This is a genomic window from Roseateles sp. FW301-B2, from assembly GCF_058788955.1.
In genome coordinates, this window is sequence record NZ_JBYTBE010000025.1 from 1 (window position 1) to 17,755 (window position 17,755).

Here is a 17,755-nt window from a genome sequence, read left to right on the forward strand (position 1 = left end):
GCGGTCGCTGCCTCATGTCCAACACTCCTTCGGCCTGATCGGCCCCTAGTGTGTTGCGTCGACCGATTGAATCCGCCGCCTGAAGCGGTTGCTCGCCTGGCAACCCAGCCAATCGCTGCGGCCCTATGCCCCCGCAGGCCCACCTGATCGAGACATCGTCAGCAAAGCCGCACCAATGCTCAGTCGTTGTTTACGACATTGCGACCTGACCGACGGCGCTGCGCCAAGCCGCGCCATTTCTCACTCGTCGTTTACGACTTTATTTACCTGTTTACGACTTTAATTGTCGAGAACAATGAAGGCACCAACCTAACCCGTTATTCAACCGTCACACTTTTCGCCAAGTTTCTCGGCTTGTCCACATCCGTTCCGCGCGCGCAGGCGGTGTGGTAGGCCAGCAGCTGCAGCGGGATCACGTGCAGGATCGGGCTGAGCGCGCCGTAATGCTCGGGCATGCGAATCACGTGCAGACCGGGCTCGCTCTCGATCTGGGTGTCGCCGTCGGCGAACACATAGAGCTGGCCGCCGCGGGCGCGCACTTCCTGCATATTGCTCTTGAGCTTCTCGAGCAGGGCGTCGTTGGGCGCCACCGTCACCACGGGCATCTCGGCGGTGACCAGCGCGAGCGGGCCATGCTTGAGTTCGCCGGCCGGGTAGGCCTCGGCGTGGATGTAGCTGATCTCTTTCAGCTTGAGCGCGCCTTCCAGCGCGATCGGGTAGTGCAGCCCGCGGCCCAGGAAGAGCGCGTTTTCCTTGCGCGCGAACTCCTCGCTCCAGGCGATCACCTGCGGCTCCAGGGCCAGCACGGCCTGCACCGCCACCGGCAGGTGGCGCAGCGCCTTGAGGTGCTCGGCTTCCTGCTCGTCGCTGAGGTGGCCGCGCGTCTGCGCCAGTGCCAGCGTCAGCATGAACAGGCCCACCAGCTGGGTGGTGAAGGCCTTGGTGGAGGCCACGCCGATCTCGGCGCCGGCGCGCGTGATGTAGGCCAGCTCGCATTCGCGCACCATCGCGCTGGTGGCCACGTTGCAAACCGTCAGCGTGTGCTTCATGCCCAGTGCGCGGGCATGCTTGAGGGCGGCCAGGGTGTCGGCGGTCTCGCCGCTCTGGCTGATGGTCACCACCAGGGTGCGCGGATTCGGCACGCTGTCGCGGTAGCGGTATTCGCTGGCGATCTCGACGCTGGTGGGGATCTTGGCGATGCTCTCCAGCCAGTACTTGGCGGTGGAGCCCGAGTAGTAGCTGGTGCCGCAGGCCAGGATCAGCACCGAGTCGATCTCCTTGAAGATGCGGTAGGCGCCGTCGCCGAACAGCTCGGGCGTGATGCCGGCCACGGCGTCCAGGGTGTTGGCAATCGCCACCGGCTGCTCGAAGATTTCCTTCTGCATGTAGTGGCGGTAAGGGCCCAGCTCGGCCGCGCCGCTGTGCGCATGCACGGTGCGCACCTCGCGCGTCACCGACTCGAAGCGGCCGGTCTCGGCGTTGCGATGGCTGAGCCAGTAACGGCCCAGCTGCAGGTCCACCACATCGCCCTCTTCCAGGTAGACGATCTGGTCGGTCACGCCGGCCAGCGCCATCGCATCCGAGGCGACGAAGTTCTCGCCCTGCCCTGCCTCGGTACCAACCCCCAGCACCAGGGGCGAGCCCTCGCGGGCGGCGATCACGCGGTGCGGCTCGTCGCGGCAGAACACGGCGATGGCATAGGCGCCCTTGAGGCGCGGCAGGGCGGCCTGCACGGCCTCCAGCAGGTCGCCATGGTAGAGATGGTCCACCAGGTGGGCGATTACCTCGGTATCGGTCTGGCTGCTGAACTGGTAGCCCTTGGCCTTCAGCTCATGGCGCAGCTCGTCGTGGTTCTCGATGATGCCGTTGTGCACCAGGGCAATGCGGCCGACGCTGTCGGCGGCGGCATTCGGGCCATGCGAGAAATGCGGGTGGGCGTTGTGCACCGCCGGCACGCCATGGGTGGCCCAGCGCGTGTGGGCGATGCCGGTGCCGGAGGCGATGCCGTCTTCGGCGGTCTGGCTGTGCAGCTCGGCCACGCGCGAGGTACTGCGCGCACGCTTGAGCTCGCCGCCCTGGTGCACGGCCACGCCGCAGGAGTCGTAGCCGCGGTACTCCAGGCGCTTCAGGCCCTCGATCAGGATGGGAACGATGTTGCGCTGACTGACCGCGCCGACGATGCCGCACATAAGCTGTTGTCTCCGTGAAGGAAGGATGAGGCTGGAGGGAATGCTGCGCATCGTAGGCAGATGGCGAAGATGGTTGCTTTCAAAATTCGTCGTCATTTGCAACAATCATCCACATTCATAAATCGGCGCCTCAATATTTCACGAAAGCGGATGAAATGACGGAATCAGCCACAACCCTGGGGCTAGACAGCACCGACTACCGCTTGCTGGATCTGCTGCAGCAGGACGCGGCGGTGTCCAACCAGGAGCTGGCGCAGCGCGCCCATGTCTCGCCGGCCACCTGCCTGCGGCGCGTCAAGCGCCTGGTGGAACTGGGCGTGATCGAAAAGCGCGTGGCCCTGCTCTCGCCCGAGAAGCTGGGCGCAGGCCTGTCGGCCATCGTCGAGATCACGCTGGATCGCCAGGGCGCCGAGCATCTGGCGGCCTTTGAGCAGCGCGCCGTGGCCGCGCCCGAGGTGCAGCAATGCTGGCGCGTCTCACCCGGGCCGGACTTCGTGCTGGTGCTGCAGGTGGCCGATATGGCGGCCTATCACGCGCTGGTGCAGCGCCTCTTCACCCAGGACGCCAATGTGCGCAATGTGAAGAGCTTCTTCAGCGTGCACCGCGCCAAGTTCGCACCGCAGCTGGTCCTGCCGCGCGGCTAGGCGGTTCAGCGCTTCAGGATCAGCAGGCCCTTGAGGTACTCGCCCTCGGGGAAGTAGATGGTCTGCGGATGGTCGGGCGCCGCGCCCACGCGCTCGAGGATGTAGCCATCGCATTGCGCGTCCAGGCCCGCCCCCGCCACGATCTTGTGGAACAGATCGGGCGGGATGCCGCCCGAGCAGGAGAAGGTGAACAGGATGCCACCCGGCTTGAGCAGCTTGAGCCCGAGGCGGTTGATGTCCTTGTAGGCGCGCGCGGCGCGCTCGGCATGGGCCGCCGTGGGCGCGAACTTGGGCGGGTCCAGCACGATGGCATCGAACTGCCGCCCCTCGGCCAGATAGGCGCGCAGTGTGTGGTTCACATCCGCATCCAGGGCCTGGTGGCGTGCGGCATCGAAGCCGTTCAACGCCACATGCTGGTTGGCGCGCGCCAGCGCCGGACCCGAGGAGTCCACGCTGATCACGCTCGAAGCGCCGCCGGCCAGCGCCGCCACCGAGAAGCCACCGGTATAGCTGAAGCAGTTCAGCACCTCGCGGCAACCGTACTGGCGCACCGTATCGGCAAAGCGCTTGCGGTTGTCGCGCTGGTCCAGGTAGTAGCCGGTCTTGTGGCCCTCGGCCACGTCCAGGCTCAGCTGCCACGCGTGTTCGCGGATCACCAGCTCGGTGTCGCCCGCGCCGCGCAGCCAGCCGGTCTGGGCCTCCAGGCCCTCGAGCTGGCGCACGCTGGCGTCGGAGCGCTCGTACAAGCGCGTGAGGCCGGTGGCGGCGAGCAGCTGATCGGCAAGCTGCTGTTTCCAGCGCTCGGTGCCGGCGGTGCCGAACTGCGCCACCAGGGTGTCGCCATAGCGGTCCACCACCAGGCCCGGCAGGCCGTCGGCCTCGCCGTGCAGCAGGCGCACCGCGTCGGAGGCGATGGGCAGGCGCTGGCGCACCGCGATGGCGGCGGCAATGCGGCGCTGGAAGAAGGCGGCGTCGATGCGCTCGGCCTCGTCGAAGCTCCAGGCGCGCAAGCGGATCTGCGAGTCGGGGCTGTAGGCGGCCCAGCAGAGGAACTGGCCCTCGGCGGATTCGACGCGCACGGTTTCGCCGGCGTCGGCGCGGCCGCGCTCCACCGAGCCCTGGAACACCCAGGGATGGCGGCGCTGCAGCGAGCGTTCCTTGCCGGCACGTATGCGTATCGATTTCATGGCGCCATGGTACCGAAGGCATAGCCCACGGCCAGGCTGAAGACCGGCGAGGACTGCGTGCCCGCCTTCATGGTGCGCCACTGGCCCAAGCCGGCGCGCAGGCGCAGGCGATCCCAGTCGCCCCTTCCTTCCCACTGGCCCCAGGCCTCGGCCTGCATCACCGCGCCGCCACCCACGGCGACGCCACCACCACCGGCGGCGCCCACCAGCAGTTCGGCGCCGGCGCGCCATTGCTGCGCCCACAGCGGCGTCTGCAGGCCCAGGCCGAACAGACCATAGGAATAGGCGCCCGCCTTGCCGAAGGCCGCACTGCCCGCCTGGGCGGCGCCATACAGCCAGGGATTGAGCTCGCGCGTCATCAAGAGGCCGATCTGGCCGATCGAGGCGCTGCTGCCGTTCTTGTAGCTCATGCTGGGCAGCTGCTGCACGGCGGCATAGAAGCTCTGGGTGCGCACCACGCCATCCTCCAGCTGCCAGAAGGAATCGGCGCGCGAGCGCCGCTCCAGCGGCAGCGCCAGCGAGAGCCGGCCATAGGGCGCACTGAAGCCGCCCGAGGCACTGCGCAGCCAGCCGCCCTCCAGCCTGACGCTGCCACCCCAGGGCGTCAGCCAGCGCAGGCTGGGGCCGGCGCGCAGCAGCCAGCCATTGCCGGTGGCCACATTGCCGCCACCGCCCAGGCCGGCCGCCACATGCAGGCCGGCACGCAGATTGGGCGTACCGAGCGCCCAATCCTGCCCGGCGGTGCCGAGGATTTCCATATAGCCGTCGGCGCCGCCCTTGGCCGCGCCCGAGGCCTCCAGGCCCCACCAGGATCCAGGGGCCAGGTATTGCCTCAGATCGGCGCCGGCGGTGTACATGCGCCTGGCGCTCGGCTGGTCCGAGCGCGTCTTGGCGCCCTTGCGCGGCAGGTAGACGCCGGCACTCAGCGCAATCTCGTCAAAGCCCATGCCGCTGCGCCCCGACGAGCGGCCCAGGCGGCCGGCGTCGCTGGGGGCGAAGCTGGCGAAGCTGTCGGAGCGGCCCAGCACCAGGGCGATCGAGCTGCTCTTCACATTGCCGCTGGGAAAGCGCACATGGCTCAGCGCCAGGCCGCTGTACCAATTGCCCACCTGGGTGCGCAGCGACAGTTCGGGGCGCAACATCAGGCCGCCGCCATAGCGGATCTGCTCGGAACTCAAGCCGCCGCCCGCGCCCGCATACAGGCCCAGCGCCAGATGGCTGTCGCCGCTCAGGCGCCAACGGCGCTGCGCCGTCAAACCGGCGGCAAACACGCCGCCGTAATTGCCGCGCGCGGCGCCATAGACGCTGGGGCCGAAGCCCCAATCCTCGTTCACCGCCACCAGATAGCTGCCGCCGAACAGCGCACTGCGGTCGCCATTGGGCAGGCGCAGCGGGGTCCAGCTCATTTCAAAGGCAGCGGGGCGGGTTTCGGCCGAGGTCACGAAAGAAGCCGGCGCATCCGCCGCATATGCGGCGGAGACGGCCAGCAAGAGCGGCAACAAGCGGGCGGGACGGTGGTGAGAAGGCATGGGCGCGCACGATACCAGCATCGGCATGGGCTCAGCGCTTCTTGGCACGCGGATGGGCCGCGTCGTAGACCTTGGCCAAATGCTGGAAGTCGAGCTTCGTATACACCTGGGTGGTGCTGATGTTGGCATGCCCCAGCAGCTCCTGCACGCCGCGCAGATCGCCGCTGGACTGCAGCAGGTGCGAGGCAAAGGAATGGCGCAGCATATGGGGATGCACATGGGTGGGCAGGCCGGCCTGCAGGGCGCGCGCCTTCAGCAGCACGCGCACCTGGGCGGCGCCGAGGCGGGCCCCGCGCTGGCCGACGAACAGCGCCTGCTCCTGCGGCCTGGCCAGCTCGCCGCGCAGGTCCAGCCAGGTGAGCAGGGCCCGCAAGGCCGCCGCACCCAGCGGCACCGAACGGCGCTTGCTGCCCTTGCCCAGCACCTGGGCCTCGGCGCTGGCCAGGTCCACCCAGGCCTGGGCATCGCGATGGGCTTGCAGATCCAGCCCCACCAGTTCGGCCACGCGCAGGCCGCAGCCATAGAGCAGCTCGACGATGCAGGCATCGCGCGCCTCCAGCCGCCGATCGGCATGCCCACCCTGAAAGTCCGCCAGTTGCACCGCGTCATCCACGGCCAAGGCCTTGGGCAGGGGCTTGGCGGCCTTGGGCGGGCGCAGGCCGTCGATCGGGTTGAGGCTCACCAGTTGCTCGCGCCCCAGCCAGCGGTAATAGCCGCGCCAGGCCGAGAGCAGCAGGGCCAGGCTGCGCGGGGCCAGGTCTTGCTGGCCGTGCAACTGCGCCAGCCAGCGGCGCGCCTGGTGGGGCTGGAGCTTCAGCAGCTCGACGCCATCGCGCTGCGCCAGCGCGGCCAGCCGGCCCAGCGCATCGCGGTAGAGCGCCAGCGTGCGCGGCGCCAGGCGCCGCTGCACCCGCAGATGCTCCAGATAGGCCTGGGCCTCAGGCGCCAGGATGGTCGCTGCGTCGGGCATCGGGCAGCAGGCGCACCAGCGCGGCGCTGGCGATCTCGCCGATGCGCGCCAGGAATTCGGTGCCCATCTCGGCCGTGTAGCGCGTCGGGTCGGGCGATGCCAGCACCAGCATGCCGAAGGCCTTGGCCGGGCTGCCGTAGCTGAGCGGGATCAGCGCCAGCGAGCTCACCGCGGCATCCTCGCCCAGCCAGCGCGCCGCCTCGAAACCCGAATTCACGCCGCAATAGGGCTGGGTCAGGCTGCCGGCGAAGCTCTTCACATCCGGGCCCACGGCAGCGGCGAAGTCGGCCTGCGCATGGGCCTCGTCCACCACCCACAGGCGCAAGCCGGCGAGCGGGATCAGGAAGTGATGGCGCAGCTCGCGCAGCAGCACCTCGGGGATGGCGCCGGCCTCGGCGGTAAGCATCAGCGCGGTGGTCCAGCGGTGCAAGCGGTCGGCGATGGCGACGTTCTCCTGGCCATTGCGGATCATCTCGACGATCTTGTGCTCCAGGCCCTTGATCTTCTCGCGCAGCATCTCGGCCTGGCGCTCCTGCAGCGAAACCGCGCGCTGGCCATGCGGATGGCTCAGCTGCACCGCCGCCAGCAACTCGGCGTGGCGCTCGAAGAAGCTCGGGTTGTTGGCCAGGTAGTTGGCAATGTCCTGCTCGGTGATGCCTGTCACACCTTGTTCGCTTGTCGTCACAGCTCGATCTCTCCTTCAAACACGGTTTGCGCCGGGCCCGTCATGCGCACCGGTGCGTCCAGGCCCGCCGAACGGCCGGCCCATTCAATCTTCAAATCGCCGCCGCGCGCATGCACCTCGACGGCCTCGTCCAGCAGCCCCAGGCGTATGCCCGCCACCACCGCGGCGCAGGCGCCGGTGCCGCAGGCCAGGGTCTCGCCGGCGCTGCGCTCGTAGACGCGCAGCTTGATCTCGCTGCGGCTGATGACCTGCACGAAACCGGCATTCACACGGCGCGGGAAATGCGCATCGTGCTCGACCTCGGGCCCGACGCGCAGCACCGGGGCCGCATCGACATCGGCCACGAACTGCACCGCATGCGGGTTGCCCATCGACAGCACCGCCACCTCGCAGGGGCCGGAGGGCAGCGCCAGCGGCCAGAGCTCGAAGCCCTGCTGCAGGCGCGGCTGCAAACCCGCGGCCACGAAGGGCAGGTCAGCCAGCGTGAAGATGGGCGCGCCCATGTCCACGGTGACGCGGCCGTCGTCCTGCAGATGCAGCTCGAGCAGCTTGTTGACGGTCTGCACGCGGATGCTGCGCTTGGCTGTGAGGCCCTTGTCGACCACATAGCGCACGAAGCAGCGCGCGCCATTGCCGCAATGCTCCACCTCTTCGCCGCTGCTGCCGTTGAAGATGCGGTAGCGGAAGTCGACGCCCGCGACCGGGCTGGCCTCGATCACCAGGATCTGGTCACAGCCGACGCCGAAGCGGCGATCGCCCAGGCGTTGCAGCTGGGCGGTGTTGAGGGCCAGCGGGGCGCGGGTGGCATCGATGACGGCGAAGTCGTTGCCGGCACCCTGCATCTTGGTGAAATGCACATTCATGCCGCGATTATCCGCGCGCGCTTCAGGCATAGAGGGAGGGCGCGCCCGCCGGCCGGGTCTTGAAGCGCTTGTGCACCCACAGGTACTGCGCCGGCTGCTCGCGGATGCGCGCCTCCAGCCAGGCATGCAGGGTACGGGCGTCGGCCTCGGGGTCGTCGCTCGGATAGCCGGGCAGCGGCTCGCAGGCCTCGACCTCGTAGCCCTCGCTGCCGGGCAGCATGCGCACCACGATGGGCTGCACCGCCATGCCCATGCTGCGCGCAATGCGCGAGGGCGCCAGCAGGGTGCAGGCGGGCACGCCGAAGAAGGGGATGAAGGCCGAGTCCTTGGCGCCGAAGTCCATGTCGGGGGCATTCAGGAAGGCATAGCCCTGCTTGATCAGGCGCAGCACCGGGCGTATGCCCTCGTGCCGGTCCACGAAGGCGGTAGTGCCGAAGCGCGCGCGCCCGGCCAGCATGCGGGCGTCGAACACCGCATTGCTCTGGCGCTGGTAGACGTCCACGCCCGGGCAGCGCTGCTTGAGCATGAGCGCCGGCGCGCTCCATTCCAGGCCGACGAAATGCGGCAGCAGCCACATCACCGGGCGCTCGCCGCGCTCGGCCAGCTGAATGTCGCCCTTCACGCGCATCAGGCTCAGCAGCCGCTCGGGCGGGGCAAACCAGAGCAGGCCGCGCTCCAGGATGCTGCGGCCGATCAGCGCGAAATGCTCGCGCACCAGGGCGCGGCGCTCGGCCTCGCTCAGCGCGGGAAAGCACAGCTCGACATTGCGCAGGGCAATGCGCCGCCGCGAGCGCGCCAGCCCATGCAGCAGGCCGCCGAGGCCGCGCCCCAGCGCCGCCAGCAGCCCGAAGGGCAGCCAGTGCAGCAACCACACCAGGCCAATCAGCAGATGGGCACCCACCCGTCCGATCACGAGCCATCCCCCAGGGCGGCCACGTCCACGCGGCGCGGCGCCTTGTAGCGGTTGTAGCTCCAGAGGTATTGCCCGGGCAGCTGGCGGATGATGGATTCCATGGACTGATTGACGGCGGTGGCCGCGCATTCTGGCGTGTCTTCGCGCGCGATCACCGGGCCGGGTCGCACCCGCACCACAAAGCCACGCCCCCAGGGCAGGCGCTCACCCCAGATCAGCACCGGCACGGCACCGGTCTGCTGGGCCAGGCGGCCGGCCAGGGTCATGGTGTAGGCCGGCTTGCCGAAGAACGGCGCCCACACGCCCAGGCCGTCGGGTGGCACCTGGTCGGGCAGCAGCCCCACCGCCTGCCCCTGGCGCAGCGCGCGCAGCATCTGGCGCACACCCGCCAGGCTGGCGGGCGCCGGCAGCAGGCCCGGGCGCTCGCGCGAGGCATCCACCAGCTCGCGCATCCAGGCCTTGCGCGCCGGGCGGAACAGCACCGTCAGCGGCCCGTACTTGGCACTGAAATGTTCCACATAGGCCTGCGCCGTGACCTCGAAGCAGCCCAGGTGCGGCGTCAGCAGGATCAGCCCGCGGCCCTGGTCCAGCGCCGCCGTGATCAGCTCAGCGCCATCCCATTGCACGCGCGCGCCCAGCGGCTCACCGAAGGGGCGCAACCACATCCAGGGCAACTCGCCCATCATGCGGCCGATGTGGCCGATGGCCGCACCGGCCTCGGCCATGCCCAGGCCGGCCTGCGCCACATTGGCCTTGAAACGCTGGCGATAGACCGGCGCCAGCCACCAGGTCAGGCGGCCCAGCAGGGCACCTAATCCTTGCTGAAACCACAGGGGGGAGCGTGAAAGCAGACGCAGAAACCACATATTTCTATAATGAGTGCATCGCCGAGTTACTGAACAACTTGCGGGGCGATGCAGGGTTTGATCCGCGGATTGAAACACTGCCGGGCTGCGATGCTCAACAAATGCCGCTAAAGCGTTCGCCGCGACTCCCGCAGCACGGCAACGCCGATGGACTGACAACAAGGAGTGTAAAAGTGGCGAACGACTTTCTGTTTACTTCCGAATCCGTTTCCGAGGGCCACCCCGACAAGGTAGCCGATCAGATCTCGGACGCGATTCTGGATGCAATCTTCACCCAGGACCCGCGTTCGCGCGTGGCCGCGGAAACCCTCACCAACACCGGCCTGGTGGTGCTGGCGGGCGAGATCACGACCAACGCCCATGTGGACTACATCCAGGTGGCGCGCGACACCATCAAGCGCATCGGCTACGACAACACCGAGTACGGCATCGACTACAAGGGCTGTGCGGTGCTGGTGGCCTATGACAAGCAGAGCAACGACATCGCCCAGGGCGTGGACCACGCCAGCGACGACCACCTCAACACCGGCGCCGGCGACCAGGGCCTGATGTTCGGCTATGCCTGCGACGAGACGCCCGAGCTGATGCCCGCGCCGATCTACTACGCCCACCGTCTGGTGGAGCGCCAGGCCCAGCTGCGCAAGGACGGCCGCCTGCCCTTCCTACGCCCCGATGCGAAGAGCCAGGTGACGATGCGCTATGTGGACGGCAAGCCACACTCGATCGACACCGTGGTGCTGTCCAGCCAGCACGCACCCGAGATGAGCCTGGGCGACAAGATGAAGCCCGAGTTCTACGAGGCCGTGATCGAGGAGATCATCAAGCCGGTGCTGCCCAAGGAATGGCTCAAGGAGACCAAGTACCTGGTCAACCCGACCGGCCGCTTCGTCATCGGCGGGCCGCAGGGCGACTGCGGCCTCACCGGCCGCAAGATCATCGTCGACACCTATGGCGGCGCCTGCCCGCACGGCGGCGGCGCGTTCTCGGGCAAGGATCCGACCAAGGTGGACCGCTCGGCCGCCTATGCCGCCCGCTATGTGGCCAAGAACATCGTGGCCGCCGGCCTGGCGCGCCAGTGCCAGATCCAGGTGGCCTACGCGATCGGCGTGGCCAAGCCCATGAACGTGACCGTCTACACCGAGGGCACGGGCGTGATCTCGGACGACAAGATCGCCGCCATCGTCAACGAGGTGTTCGACCTGCGTCCCAAGGGCATCATCCAGATGCTGGACCTGCTGCGCCCGATCTACGGCAAGACCGCGGCCTACGGCCACTTCGGCCGCGAGGAGCCCGAGTTCAGCTGGGAAGCGCGCGACAAGGTGAACGTGCTGCGCGACCTGGCCGGCCTGAAGGGCTGAGCGAGCGCACTGCGCTTGGGGTGACGAGCGTCACTCCAGCCCGCACATCTTCCTGAACGGCCCCAGCACCGCCTCGCCGCGGAAGGGCTTGACGATCCAGCCGGTGACGCCGATCGCCTTGCCACGCTCGCGCACCTGCAGATTGTCTTCGGTGGTCAGCATCACGATGTGCACCGCGCGGTTGCCCAGCTCCACGCGGATCTTCTCGGCCATGGTGAGGCCGTCCATATTGGGCATGTTGATGTCGCTGAGTACCAGCTTGATGCCGGGGTCCCGGCGCAGCTGCAGCAGGCCGTCGACCCCGTCCACCGCCACCACCACCTCGAAGCCGTTGTTGCTCAGGAAAGTCGTCACGATGCCGCGCATGGTGCTGGAATCGTCGACCACCAGAATCTGAGCCATGCAGGGGTTCCCTTCAGAATAGATCGAGCTCGCCGGTCGCGGCGGGGGGCGGGGCCGCCGCGAATTCCGCAAAGCCTTCGGGCGACCAGTAGAGATTGAAGATGAAACGCTGCACGATCATCAAGGGTGGCAACCCTGGGCGGCGCGGATCGGAGAGCTGGTAGCGTATGCACAGCTGCGGGTCCTGCGAGCCGAAGGACATGTATTTGTGCTCGTGGTTGATCACCAGCGGCACCTGGATCTGCTGGGTGGTGAAGGCCTGCGGCGGGATGTAGCGGTTCTTGAACGCGCCCCAGATCAGGTTGGTGGTTTCGCCCAGCAGGTTGTTGAGCTCGCGGAAATTGAAATCGCCGCCCAGGCCCTCGTAGCTGAAGCCCTGGATCAGGCCCTGGCGCAGCGCGCCCTCCTCGGTCTGCAGCATCATGTAGCCGCGGCACCAGGTGCTCTCGATCGGGATCAGGGTCGAGACCTCGCCGAAGATGATGCGGTCGTGCACCACATAGGGCGACTCGGCCTGCACCTTGGCGTAGGGAAACATCGAGCTCAGCGAGGCGCAGGTCAGCTCGACGATGCCGTCCACCAGCTTCCTGGGGTAGCGCAGGCTGAAGATGGCGCGCTGCACGGCGGCGCGCAGGTCCTCGATGCCGCCCAGCTGCCAGGCATGGCGCAGCGCCGCCTGCTCCTCGGGCAGCAGCTCGCGCGTGCTGCTGCGGCGCAGAAAGGTGGGCAGCTCGGGCCGCAGCTTGTGGATGGCCTGCGCCAGGCTCAGGGCATCGGGCTCCACGCCGGGCAGATCCTCCGCCAGCAGCACGCCCGCCAGATCCTTGTGCTGGGCCAGCGTGCTGAGCGCATCGCGCGCGCTGCGCGGCAAGGCCAGCAGGCCCACCTCGGCGCAGAAATCCGCCAGCAGCTGGTATTGCGCCGGGTCGTGCTCGAGCAGCAAGACCTTGGCCTCGAGATGGGTGGTGTCTGTCATGGCCCGGTTTTCCCAACAGGCGAACGGCAAGCCGCCTTATCCCATCACATATCGTCAGCTTCGCGGCCATACTTGAGGCCTCCGCAGTAGCACCCGGCGCCCCATGCTCCCCAGCAGCCCCTCCCCGCTCACCATCCTGGTGATCGACGATCAGAGCGCCTCGCGCGTGGCGGTGGTGGCCGAGCTGGACCGCGCCGGGCATCGCGCCCTCGAGGCCGACAGCGCCGACTGGGGGCTGGAGCTGTTCAAGCGCTACCGACCCGACCTGGTGCTGCTGGACGTGGAGATGCCCGCACACGACGGCTACTGGACGGCGCAGCAGATCCGCGCCGCCGAGCCGGGCGGCTGGACCCCCATCATCTTTCTCTCGCAACGCGACCAGGACCAGGACGTCTGGCGCGGCATCGAGGCCGGCGGCGACGATTACCTCGTGAAGCCGGTCTCGCCGATGATTCTGCACGCCAAGCTGCGCGCCATGCAGCGCCTGCTGGGCATGCGCCAGCGCCTGGTGCAGCTCTCCGACGAATTGCGCAGCGCCAACGCGCAGCTGCACGAGCTCTCCAACGCCGATGCCCTCACCGGCCTGATGAACCGGCGCGCCCTCGACGAGCGCCTGCACCAATGCATCGCCCAGGCGCGCCGCGATGGCCTGCCGCTCACCCTGGTGCTGTGCGATGTCGACTATTTCAAGCGCTACAACGACAGCCTGGGCCATGTGGAGGGCGATGCCTGCCTGAAGCGCGTGGCCGCGCTCTTGCGCGAGGCCTGCCGCCGCCCCAGCGACTGCGTGGGCCGCTACGGCGGCGAGGAGTTCGCGCTGATCCTGCCCAACACGCCGCGTTCCGGCGCGATGACCTATGCGCGCGCCCTGATACGCACCATGGCGCTGGCCGGCATCCCGCACCCGGACTCCGACATCGCCCCGCACATTACCGTCTCGGGCGGCATCACCACCTGCGTGGCCGATGCCAGCACCACCGCCGAGGGCCTGCTGCTGCGCGCCGACGATGCGCTCTACAACGCCAAGGCGCATGGCCGCAACCGCTTCTTCAGCTACGAGATGCAGATGGACACGCTGGAGCAGCGCCAACCGGCGTCCGCCAGACCGCTGGACAAATAAACAGTTGTTTGCGATGCTCGCGGCCGATGAGTACGCCCGCAGCCCCCCCCGCCCCCAGCCTTGAGGAACTGCGCCGCTACGCGATCGCGCGCAGCCTCTTCAAGCCGACCACCTTGCCCACCGCAATCCGCAAGCTCGGCTTCGTGCAGGCCGACCCGATGCGCGCACCGGCGCGCGCCCAGGACCTGATCCTGCGCCATCGCGTCAAGGACTACCGCGCCGGCGATCTGGAGCGCCGCTACACCCGGCTGGCAGTCGAGGAAGACTGCTTCGTCAACTACGGCTTCCTGCCCAGGCAACACCTGGCCCTGCTGCATCCGCGCGAGCCCAGGCGCAGCTGGGACGCCAAGACCCGCGCCCAGGCCGAGCAGCTGCTGGCGGTGGTGCGCGAGCGCGGCCCCACCCATCCCAAGCAGCTGCTGGAGGAATTCAGCCACCATGGCCGCATGCCCGGCTACTGGGGCGGCGAGCTGAACGTCAGCACCCAGCTGCTCGACGGCCTGCATTACCGCAGCCAGCTGCGCGTCAAGCGGCGCGACGCCGGCACGCGCGTCTACGAGGCGGTGCAGCACCCCGAAGCCGAACAGAGCCCGGCCGCGCGCCAGGCCCGCGCCGAGGCGCTGCTGGACATGGTGGTGGCGCTGTATGCGCCGCTGCCCGCGCCCAGCCTTGGCTACCTGACCTCGCTGCTGGGCTATGGCGCGCCGCAGCTGCGCGCCGAGACCCGCCAGGCCTGCCAGCGCGCCAAGGCGCGCTATGCCCATGCGCAGATCGACGGCCGCACCTGGTTCTGGCCCGCTGACGAGAACCCGCGCTCCAAGCGCCACCGGCTCGACACCCAGCTGCGCATGCTGGCGCCCTTCGACCCGGTGGTGTGGGATCGCCGCCGCTTCCAGCTGCTGTGGGGCTGGGAATACAAGTTCGAGGCCTACACGCCCGCGCCCAAGCGCAAGATGGGCCATTACGCCCTGCCCCTGCTATGGGGCGACGCGATGCTGGGCTGGGCCAATCTGCGGCTTGAAAAAGACGGCCGGCTCCAGCATGAGCTGGGCTTCGTGCATGGCCGGCCCAAGGGCGCGGCCTTCAAGCTGGCGTTGGAGGAGGAGCTGCAGCGCGTCAGCGAATTCCTGGGCCTGGACTCACCAGCCTAACTCAGGCATTCAGCGCCGCCATCGCCGCCTCCGGATAGCGGCTGCCGGCCACCGGATGCGCGGCCAGCAGGCCCGCCAGCTGCTCGCGCAGCGCGGCGCCGATGTGCACCTGGGCCGCGGCGGCGTTCTCGGCCAGGCGGCTGACGCTGCGCGTGCCGGGGATGGGTACGATGTCGGGCCCCTGGTCCAGCAGCCAGGCCAGCGCCAGCTGCGCCGGGCTCAGCCCCTCGCCCTGCGCCAGCGCACCGAGGGCATCCGCCAGCGCCAGATTGGCGGCCAGCTGCTCGGCCTGGAAGCGCGGATTGGCACGCCGCCAGTCGCCCGCCGGCAACTGCTCGGCGCTGCGGATCGCGCCGGTGAGGAAGCCGCGCCCCAGCGGGCTGTAGGGCACCAGGGCAATGCCCAGCTCGCGGCAGGTGGGCAGGATCTCGGCCTCGACGTCGCGCGTCCAGAGCGAGTACTCGGTCTGCAGCGCGGCGATCGGGTGTACCGCATGGGCGCGCCTGAGCGTGGCCGCCGAGGCCTCGGACAGGCCCAGATGCCGCACCTTGCCGGCGCGCACCAGCTCGGCCATCGCGCCCACCGTCTCCTCGATCGGCACGCTGCGATCCACCCGATGCTGGTAGTAGAGATCGATCTGCTCCACGCCCAGGCGCTGCAGGCTGGCGTCGCAGGCCTCGTGCACATAGGCCGGGCTGCCGTCGATGCGCAGCAGCCGGCCATCGGCGGCGCGCACATTGCCGAACTTGGTGGCCAGCACCACCTCCTCGCGGCGCTCGGCCAGCAGGCGCGCCAGCAGGCGCTCGTTGGCGCCCACGCCATACATATCGGCGGTGTCGAGGAAGTTCAGCCCGATGTCCAGCGCCCGATGCAACACCGCGAGCGACTGCTGCTCGTCCGCCGGGCCGTAGAAGTCCGACATGCCCATGCAGCCCAGCCCCAGGGCCGAAACCTCGGGGCCCTGGGCGCCCAGCCGGCGGCGTGGCATCGTCAATTCTTGCTTGCTCATGCTGTTCTCTTTCCTTGGTTTGTTGACCCCTCGCAGCATAGGAACGAGGGCACGCCGAGCCCAGCGCAAAGCTCGCCCATGCTTGCCCAAAACTCCGAATCCGCCGCGCCGGCCGCCTCACCCCTGGCAGCAGGCTTGCACAATCCGCCCCATGGCCGAAGCCCCACACCCCCAAGACACCGCCGAGCTGGAGCGCCTGCGCCAACGCGCGCTGGCCCTGGCCCTGCGCCACGCCCCCGCCGATGGCCTGCACGACACCGCCCTGCCCGGCCTAGCCCTGATACGCGCCAGTGCCACCGCCCAGGCCCTGCCGGCCGTCTATGCGCCCGGCCTGGTGCTGGTGCTGCAGGGCCGCAAGCAGGCCCAGCTGGGCGCGCAGACATTGCGTTATGACCCGCTGCACTGCCTGCTGGTCTCGATGACCATGCTGCCGCTCGGCCAGATCACCGAGGCCAGCCCCGCCCAGCCCTATCTGTGCCTGCGCCTGAGCAGCAGCACGCAGATGCTGGCCGATCTGCTGCTGCAGTGCGGCCCGGCCGCCCCAGCCCCCTCGCCCGCGCGCGCCGCCGCGCCGGTGGGGCTGAACCTGAGCCCCGTCACCACGCCGCTGCTGGACGCCGCGCTACGCCTGCTGCAGCTGCTGGACACGCCGCAGGACCAGGCCATGCTGGGGCCGATGCTGCAGCGCGAGATCTTCTACCGCGTGCTCACCGGCCCGCTGGGCGCTCAGCTGCGCGCGCTGGCCAGCGGCGACAGCAGCACCCAGCGCGTCGCGCGCGCCGTCGACGCGCTCACGCAGCGCTATGCCGAGCCGCTGCGCATCGAGGAGCTGGCCACGCTGGCGCATATGAGCCCTTCCAGCCTGCACCAGCATTTCAAGCAGCTCACCAGCCTCTCGCCCCTGCAATACCAGAAGCAGCTGCGCCTGCAGCAGGCGCGCCGCCTGATGCTGGCCGAGGGTCTGGACGCCGCCGCGGCCGCGCACCAGGTGGGCTATGAAAGCCCCTCGCAGTTCAGCCGTGAATACCGGCGCCTGTTCGGCACGCCGCCGCGCAGCGATATGGCGCAGTGGCGCGGAGCGGCTGCCGCCTAAGCCCCTGCGGCGCGCGCCGCCAGCAGCGCCGCCGCCGCCTCGGCGAAGCCCGTGCCGCGCTCGGCGGCCGTCACATAGGCCGGCAGGCTGCGCAGCTGCGGCACAAAGCGCGCGATGTTCGCCACCCCCACGCTGAGCGGGATGGACGCAAACATCTGCTCATCATTGCTGGAGTCGCCCACATACAACCAGTCGGCCGGCACGAAGGCCTCGCCCAGCAGGCCCTGCACCGCCCAGTCGGCCGCCGTGCGCTTGCTGTGCGCACCGATCCAGCCATTGATGTGGATGGAGCTGACGGTGGCCTGCAGGCCATGCGCGCGCATCACCGCGCAGACGGCATCGATCTGCGCCGCGTCCAGCTGCGCGAACTCGCTGTGGTCCACCGCGATGTCGGTGAGGCGGCCGGCGCTGTCCTCGGCCAGCGTGGCGCCCGGCACGCGCGCCAGCACGTCGGCGGCGCAGCGCTGCAGGCGCGCGAAGTTTTCACGGCGGGTCGCCTCGTCCTGGCAATAAAAACTGCGGCGCAACCGGCCGCCCTGGTTCTGCAGCATCACCGCACCGTTCTCGGCCACGATGGCGCGCACCGGCCAGGCCAGCGCGAAGGGCTCGCTCCAGCCGGCCGGGCGCCCGGTGATCGCGATCACCGGCAGCCCGGCGGCGGCCAGATCGTGCAAGGCTTGCAAGGCGGCCGGCGCGATGGCGCCCTCGGCGGTGAGGGTGTCGTCGATATCGGTGAGCACACCGCGCAGGCGGCCGAGAGCCGCGGGCGGGCAGGAGGCAAGAGGCAGCATGGGCGCCGA

General features: G+C 69.1%; 17 protein-coding genes. 5 read left to right on the forward strand and 12 right to left on the reverse strand.

Annotated features, from left to right (window positions below):
• Window positions 1-317: 317 nt before the first annotated feature.
• A complete protein-coding gene (glmS, locus tag AC3WQY_RS16800) occupies window positions 318-2,189 on the reverse strand; it encodes a glutamine--fructose-6-phosphate transaminase (isomerizing) (protein ID WP_492709713.1) in 1,872 nt (623 codons plus the stop codon).
• 155 nt (window positions 2,190-2,344) lie between these two features.
• On the opposite strand from glmS, the gene AC3WQY_RS16805 reads away from it, so the two are divergent.
• Window positions 2,345-2,833, forward strand: coding sequence for an Lrp/AsnC family transcriptional regulator (locus tag AC3WQY_RS16805; protein WP_492709714.1), 489 nt, complete (start codon window positions 2,345-2,347; stop codon window positions 2,831-2,833).
• A gap of 5 nt (window positions 2,834-2,838) precedes the next feature.
• Here the strand turns inward: AC3WQY_RS16805 and AC3WQY_RS16810 are convergent, their stop codons facing one another.
• The 7 genes from AC3WQY_RS16810 to AC3WQY_RS16840 form a co-directional block, all read right to left on the reverse strand.
• Window positions 2,839-4,020, reverse strand: coding sequence for a class I SAM-dependent rRNA methyltransferase (locus AC3WQY_RS16810; protein WP_492709715.1), 1,182 nt, complete (start codon window positions 4,018-4,020; stop codon window positions 2,839-2,841).
• Window positions 4,017-5,426 carry a hypothetical protein gene (locus tag AC3WQY_RS16815; protein ID WP_492709716.1) on the reverse strand — a complete coding sequence of 470 codons (1,410 nt, stop codon included), beginning with the start codon at window positions 5,424-5,426 and terminating at the stop codon, window positions 4,017-4,019. The genes AC3WQY_RS16810 and AC3WQY_RS16815 overlap by 4 nt, the downstream gene beginning before the upstream one ends.
• 154 nt (window positions 5,427-5,580) lie before the next feature.
• Complete coding sequence (locus tag AC3WQY_RS16820) at window positions 5,581-6,519, reverse strand: tyrosine recombinase XerC (protein ID WP_492709717.1); 939 nt, start codon at window positions 6,517-6,519, stop codon at window positions 5,581-5,583.
• Window positions 6,488-7,204: a DUF484 family protein gene (locus AC3WQY_RS16825; RefSeq protein ID WP_492709718.1), complete on the reverse strand. Its 717-nt coding sequence runs from the start codon at window positions 7,202-7,204 to the stop codon at window positions 6,488-6,490. Before AC3WQY_RS16825 ends, AC3WQY_RS16820 begins: the two co-directional genes overlap by 32 nt.
• Window positions 7,201-8,067 carry a diaminopimelate epimerase gene (gene dapF / locus AC3WQY_RS16830; RefSeq protein ID WP_492709719.1) on the reverse strand — a complete coding sequence of 289 codons (867 nt, stop codon included), beginning with the start codon at window positions 8,065-8,067 and terminating at the stop codon, window positions 7,201-7,203. Before dapF ends, AC3WQY_RS16825 begins: the two co-directional genes overlap by 4 nt.
• A gap of 22 nt (window positions 8,068-8,089) precedes the next feature.
• Window positions 8,090-8,980 (reverse strand): LpxL/LpxP family acyltransferase, encoded by an 891-nt coding sequence (locus AC3WQY_RS16835; protein ID WP_492709720.1) that lies wholly within the window; start codon window positions 8,978-8,980, stop codon window positions 8,090-8,092.
• Entirely contained in the window at window positions 8,977-9,846 is an 870-nt protein-coding gene (locus AC3WQY_RS16840; protein WP_492709721.1) for a lysophospholipid acyltransferase family protein, read from the reverse strand. Before AC3WQY_RS16840 ends, AC3WQY_RS16835 begins: the two co-directional genes overlap by 4 nt.
• Before the next feature lie 173 nt (window positions 9,847-10,019).
• Here AC3WQY_RS16840 and metK point away from each other — a divergent pair, with 173 nt between their 5' ends.
• Window positions 10,020-11,204 carry a methionine adenosyltransferase gene (gene metK / locus AC3WQY_RS16845; RefSeq protein WP_285235219.1) on the forward strand — a complete coding sequence of 395 codons (1,185 nt, stop codon included), beginning with the start codon at window positions 10,020-10,022 and terminating at the stop codon, window positions 11,202-11,204.
• Window positions 11,205-11,234: 30 nt separating this feature from the next.
• Here the strand turns inward: metK and AC3WQY_RS16850 are convergent, their stop codons facing one another.
• Both AC3WQY_RS16850 and AC3WQY_RS16855 read right to left on the reverse strand, forming a co-directional pair.
• Window positions 11,235-11,606 carry a response regulator gene (locus AC3WQY_RS16850; RefSeq protein WP_285235218.1) on the reverse strand — a complete coding sequence of 124 codons (372 nt, stop codon included), beginning with the start codon at window positions 11,604-11,606 and terminating at the stop codon, window positions 11,235-11,237.
• A 13-nt stretch (window positions 11,607-11,619) separates the two neighbouring features.
• Window positions 11,620-12,582 carry a chemotaxis protein CheX gene (locus AC3WQY_RS16855; protein WP_285235217.1) on the reverse strand — a complete coding sequence of 321 codons (963 nt, stop codon included), beginning with the start codon at window positions 12,580-12,582 and terminating at the stop codon, window positions 11,620-11,622.
• Window positions 12,583-12,685: 103 nt separating this feature from the next.
• Here AC3WQY_RS16855 and AC3WQY_RS16860 point away from each other — a divergent pair, with 103 nt between their 5' ends.
• Entirely contained in the window at window positions 12,686-13,702 is a 1,017-nt protein-coding gene (locus tag AC3WQY_RS16860) for a GGDEF domain-containing response regulator (protein WP_492709722.1), read from the forward strand.
• Between the two features lie 26 nt (window positions 13,703-13,728).
• Window positions 13,729-14,853 (forward strand): DNA glycosylase AlkZ-like family protein, encoded by a 1,125-nt coding sequence (locus AC3WQY_RS16865; RefSeq protein WP_492709723.1) that lies wholly within the window; start codon window positions 13,729-13,731, stop codon window positions 14,851-14,853.
• Window position 14,854: 1 nt separating this feature from the next.
• On the opposite strand, the gene AC3WQY_RS16870 is transcribed toward AC3WQY_RS16865, so the two are convergent.
• On the reverse strand, window positions 14,855-15,862 hold the full coding sequence (locus AC3WQY_RS16870) for an aldo/keto reductase (RefSeq protein ID WP_285235214.1): 1,008 nt from the start codon (window positions 15,860-15,862) through the stop codon (window positions 14,855-14,857).
• 151 nt (window positions 15,863-16,013) lie between these two features.
• Here AC3WQY_RS16870 and AC3WQY_RS16875 point away from each other — a divergent pair, with 151 nt between their 5' ends.
• Window positions 16,014-16,955, forward strand: coding sequence for an AraC family transcriptional regulator (locus AC3WQY_RS16875; RefSeq protein ID WP_492709724.1), 942 nt, complete (start codon window positions 16,014-16,016; stop codon window positions 16,953-16,955).
• Here the strand turns inward: AC3WQY_RS16875 and AC3WQY_RS16880 are convergent.
• Complete coding sequence (locus tag AC3WQY_RS16880) at window positions 16,952-17,746, reverse strand: HAD-IIB family hydrolase (protein ID WP_492709725.1); 795 nt, start codon at window positions 17,744-17,746, stop codon at window positions 16,952-16,954. The genes AC3WQY_RS16875 and AC3WQY_RS16880 overlap by 4 nt on opposite strands.
• Between the last annotated feature and the right edge of the window lie 9 nt (window positions 17,747-17,755).